Origin of the sequence: Aldersonia kunmingensis, assembly GCF_001646865.1 — a bacterium.
Taxonomy (GTDB): Bacteria; Actinomycetota; Actinomycetes; order Mycobacteriales; family Mycobacteriaceae; genus Aldersonia; species Aldersonia kunmingensis.
In genome coordinates, this window is sequence record NZ_LRRB01000222.1 from 1 (window position 1) to 4,824 (window position 4,824).

The 4,824-nt window shown below is 67.5% G+C and carries 5 protein-coding genes; 1 reads left to right on the forward strand and 4 read right to left on the reverse strand.

Features of this window, described 5'->3' with window-relative positions; all coding sequences use genetic code 11:
- On the forward strand, positions 1-619 hold a 619-nt coding region (locus A8G08_RS17200; RefSeq protein ID WP_068276676.1), incomplete at its 5' end, for a tyrosine-protein phosphatase.
- Here A8G08_RS17200 and A8G08_RS17205 read toward each other — a convergent pair.
- The 4 genes from A8G08_RS17205 to A8G08_RS17220 form a co-directional block, all read right to left on the reverse strand.
- Complete coding sequence (locus A8G08_RS17205; RefSeq protein WP_068276679.1) at positions 616-1,794, reverse strand: class I adenylate-forming enzyme family protein; 1,179 nt, start codon at positions 1,792-1,794, stop codon at positions 616-618. The two genes, A8G08_RS17200 and A8G08_RS17205, sit on opposite strands and share 4 nt — an antisense overlap.
- A 137-nt stretch (positions 1,795-1,931) precedes the next feature.
- A complete protein-coding gene (locus A8G08_RS17210; protein ID WP_068276685.1) occupies positions 1,932-2,726 on the reverse strand; it encodes an enoyl-CoA hydratase/isomerase family protein in 795 nt (264 codons plus the stop codon).
- Positions 2,726-4,213: an MFS transporter gene (locus A8G08_RS17215; protein WP_281182161.1), complete on the reverse strand. Its 1,488-nt coding sequence runs from the start codon at positions 4,211-4,213 to the stop codon at positions 2,726-2,728. The genes A8G08_RS17210 and A8G08_RS17215 overlap by 1 nt, the downstream gene beginning before the upstream one ends.
- The coding region (locus A8G08_RS17220) for a PadR family transcriptional regulator (protein WP_084436430.1) at positions 4,213-4,824 on the reverse strand (612 nt) is incomplete at its 5' end. The genes A8G08_RS17215 and A8G08_RS17220, both read right to left, overlap by 1 nt.

Sequence of the window (4,824 nt, forward strand, 5' to 3'; positions counted from 1 at the left end):
GCGGTCGCTGGCCGAGATCGGTGTCACCGACGTATTCGACCTGCGCGGAACGCGCGAGATCGAGCACGACGGCTCGGACAATGTCCCCGACGGCGTCCGGCTGAATGTTCGGTCCTTCCGTCTCGAGCCCAAGAACCCCGAGGACAAGCTCGCACTGCACGAGACGGCCCCGCGGCGCACCCGCGAGGCCGCGCTCGAGTACATGGTCAACGCCTACAACTCGCTCCCCACCCTCGAAGGGGCGGCGATCGCGATCAGGGATGCCGCGAACCGGATCGCCGATGGTGGCGGCGGCGTGCTGTTCCACTGCGCGGCCGGCAAGGACCGCGCGGGCTGGATGGCGATCTCGCTGCTGTCCGCGGTCGGCGTCACAGAAGAGGACGTGCTCACGGACTACCTGCGCAGCAATTCCGCGGTGGGACCGTTGCGCACCTCGCTGGTCGAACGGTTCGGGGACAAGTTCGATCTCTCGGACGAGATCCTCGGCGTGACCGAGGACTACTACCGGATCGGGATGAAGGTCGTCGCCGAGAATTACGGCAGCTTCACCGACTATCTCGACGCGATCGGCATCGATGATTCGCTGCGCGGCCGCCTGCGCGAACGCCTGCTGCACTAAGCGGTGAGCCGGACGATCCCGTTGCCGTCGATCTCTACCTGATCGCCCGTGTGGAACCAGCTTCCGGTGAAACTCTGCGCGGTCGCATCTGGGTTGTTCCAGTAGCCGTGGGTGACGTTCGGACCACGACACAGCAGTTCGCCCACGCCCCGCTCCGCGTCCGGCCCGAGCAGTGCGAGTTCGGTGCCGCCGAACGGCGCGCCGACGAACCCGGTCCGCTCGTCGGGAGCGAATCCGGAGAGCGCGAGGCCAATTCCGCTCGTTTCGGTCGCGCCCCATAACGACCATTGCGCGGCAGCGGGAAAGGCCGCGGCCAGTCTCCGTGCCTCGGCCGCGTTCAGGGTCCCGCCGGAACAGCACACCGTCGCCACCCGTTCGTCCGGTGCCAGCGAATCGGTACACAGATCGCGGAGCACCTCGGCGGTCGTCGCGACGACATCGACGCTCTCGCTGCGCAGGGCGCGCGCGAGCGCATCGGCGCCTATCTCGGGGGCGACCACCGCGGTGCCGCCGATCGCGAGCATCGGCAGCAATTGGTCGACACAGCCGCTGGCATGGGCGAGTGGGAGCATCACGAGGTTCCGCACACCCGTGTCCGGCAGGGCGAGCGCACCGACAACGGATTCGATTGTGGAGAGCACATTTTCGTTGCTCAGTTCGACACCCTTGGACCGGCCGTGCGTGCCGTTGGTGTAGCAGAGCAGCGCCACCTCGGCGAGGCTGGCGCCGTCATCGATGAACGCGGCGGCATCGGGCAGGTCGTCATCGATCACAAGGTCGACGGCGCTGTCATTGACCACGAACGCGCGCTCCTCCGAGCAGCCGCGATCGTTGACCGGCACCGGCACCGCGCCACTCAGCAGCGCGCCAAGGAACGCCTGCACCCAGCGCGCGCCATTGGGCAGCGCGATGCCGACCCGGTCGCCGAAACCGATGCCGCGATCGTTCAAGCCGCCCGCGATGCGCGAGGCCGACGTCCACAGCTCGCGATAGGTGAGGCGGGGTCCACCGATCTCCACCAGCGCCTCACGGTTCGCGAAGTGATGCGCGCGAATGTCGAGCAGCTCGGTCAGCGCGGGGCTGAGATCGCCGTAGTGCAGCACGCCGTCCGCACCGCGCTTGATGCCCGCACCACCGGAATCATCCGGCAGTGGGTACTCCACCAGCAGCGACATCGCACCTCCACGCGGCTACACGTTCTGCCCGCGACTATATGGTGCGCGTCACACTCGGTCGCGTCGGGTCTGCAACGTGTTCCATTTCGGAAGGTCGGGAGGGTGCGGCGACAGCCCGGTATGTGATCCGCGGTTAGTTAGCGGCCGGTGTAGCTCGCCTTCCCCGGCCCGACGTCGAGGAAGCTGCGCACGGCACCGTGCAGGTCGTCGGTGTCGAACAGCGCTCCCGAGACTGCCGGGGTGACCGAGTCCGCGTGCGCGACACCGCCCGAACGCCACGCGCCGATGATCTGCTTGGTGGCGTCATGTGCGCGGGTCGGGCCATCGGCGAGCTTCTCCACGAGCACACGAGCCGCGGTGTCCACGTCCTCGTGTACGGAGTTCACCACTCCCCACGCATGCATGGTCTCCGCGTCGTAGAGGTCGGCGGTCATCACCAGTTCGCGGGCCCGCCCGGATCCGGCGCGTTCGGCGAGCCGCTGCGGACCGCCCATCGACGGGGTCAGCCCGACCACCGTCTCGACGAGCCCGAACTTCGCCTTTGGTGCGGCGAGGATGATGTCGCACGCCAGCGCGATCTCGAACGCGGCGGTCAACGTGAGCGCGTGCGCCGAGAACACCACCGGGCACGGCAGCGCCTCGATCCGGTGGATGAGCCGCGCGAACAGGTCACGCCACAGGTCGGCACCGTCCTCGGCGGACATGCCGTCGAAGTGGTGGACGTCCACGCCGCCGCTGACGACGCGGCCCTCGGCCCGGATCAGCACCGCCCGCGGCGGGTTGGCCACCAGATCGGCGACGTCCGCAGCGATCGAATCGAACATCGCCCGGTCGAACAGGTTGAGCGGCGGAGAGTTCAGCGTGATCGTCGCGATGGTCGCGCCGGAGGCGGTGGTGGATCGGACCAGACTGGTACGGCTCGAATCGGGCATCACCCGATCGTATTGGGCGCGACCGCCGCTTCCTCGGCAGGCGGTGCGCCGGCCCACGCAGGCTTCGTCGGGCGGACGAAGAACAGCGAGGCAACCAGACCGATCACCAGAATTACGGCCGGCAGCAAAAGCGATTCGGCAAGAGCGTTGGCGAAGGGCTCCTTGAGGAATTCGGGCAGCGGGCCGGTCTGCCCGCCCTCCTGGGCACCGCCGGACAGGCCATGCGCCGTCATCCGCGCGGTGATGAGCGCACCGACGCCCGCACTACCGAGCACCGACCCGACCTGACGCGTGGCGTTGTAGACGCCGGCACCCGCACCGGCCTGATGCATCGGCAGGTTGTGTGTCGCGGTGGCACCGAGCGGCGCCCAGATGCAGGCGTTCGCCAAACCGATGAACCCGGCGGGGATCATCAGCTGCCACGCGGGCGTGTCGACATCCATGACCGAGATGAACCACAGCAACGAGAGCGAGAAGCCGGCGAAGCCGATGGCGGGGATGATCCGTGGATGGGTGCGGTCCACCAGTCGGCCGATCAGGGGCGCGGTGAAACCGGTGACAACCGCCATCGGCGCGAAGACCAGTGCGGACTTGGTCGGTGAGTAACCGTGCACGGCCTGCAGGTAGAAGAACGTCGGCAGCATCATGGCGGTGACGGACGCGCCCATCGCGCTGATCCCGACGTTCGCGAGCGAGAAGTTCCGGTCCCGGAAAAGTTCGAGCGGCAGCAGCGGCTCGCCGCGGCTGCGCGACTGGGAGTAGACGAAGACGCCGAGCACGATCAGACCGGCGGCGATCATCAGCCAGATCCGGCCGGACCAGTCGTAGGTGCTGCCCTCCTGGATGCCGAACACGAGCAGGAACATGCCGAGTGCGCTCAGGATGACGCCGGGGATGTCGAACTTGTGCTTATGCGTCTCCAGCGCAGGGACGAAGCGGACTGCCAGGAAGAACGCGATGATGCCGACCGGCACGTTGACGAAGAAGATCCACTCCCAGCCCAGGCCGTCGACGAGGACGCCGCCCAGGATCGGGCCGACCAGCGTGGCAATACCTGCAACCGCGCCCCACGCGCCCATCGCAGCGCCGCGCCGGTCCGGCGGGAAGATGCGGGTGATGACGGCCATCGTCTGCGGCGTCATGAGTGCCGCGCCGAGGCCTTGGACCGCGCGGGCGGCGATCAGCATCTCGATGTTGGTCGACAACGCACACCCCAGCGATGCCACGGTGAAGATCGTCAACCCGACGAGGTAGACGTTCTTGGGGCCGTACCGGTCACCGAGGCGTCCGGTCACGAGCAGCGGCGCGGCAAAAGTGAGGAGGTAGGCGCTGGTCACCCAGACGACGCTGTTCACGTCGGTCTGCAGATCCTGCAGGATCGCCGGGTTCGCAACCGCGACGATCGTCATATCCAACAGGATCATGAAGAAGCCCACGCAGAGCGCGCCAAGCGCGATCCACGGGTTGCGTTCGGTTGTCGTCGTCACTAGTTGACCCTCGACTTCTCTTTGCTATCGGTCCGCAGTTCGGACAGGTGGATGAACGGAGGCGTGCCCGGCCAGGGCAGATCGCCGTTGTCGATCTCCTCGACGAGGTTGCGCAGGAACAGCACCTCGGCCTCGGCCTGGGCGCGCAAGTAGCCGATGACGATCCAGAAGACGCGCGGCACTGCGCGGCCCTCGGCACCGGCGGCGAGTTCGCCGTACTCCGCGATATCGGCATCGATGGATTCGATTCGACGTCGCAGGTGCCGCGTCACTTGCTCGGCGGTCAGGTTGTGTGCCTCGGCGAGCGCCACGGGAAACAGCGGATACTCCCGCTCTGCGGTGCCGAGGATCTCCCCGACACGCGACGTCAGCGCGGCCCGGCCGGCCTCGGTGATCTCGTAGGTGGTGCGTTCGGGCCGGTTGCCCTCCCGGTCGGTGCCACAGGCGCGCAACAGTTTCGCTTCCGCGAGCCGATCGACCGTGTGATAGAGCGAGCCGGGCCGGACCTTGACGATCCGGTCCTCGTGCCGCTGCAGCAGCAACTGCACCATTTCGTAGGGGTGCATCGGGCCTTCATTCAGCAGCGCGAGCACAGCAATGCCCAATGGGCC

Bases quoted from the DNA above. Each gene is read 5' to 3' on its own strand.
- A8G08_RS17210 (WP_068276685.1), bottom strand. From the start codon at position 2,726: ATGCCCGATTCGAGCCGTACCAGTCTGGTCCGATCCACCACCGCCTCC.
- A8G08_RS17205 (WP_068276679.1), bottom strand. From the start codon at position 1,794: ATGTCGCTGCTGGTGGAGTACCCACTGCCGGATGATTCCGGTGGTGCG.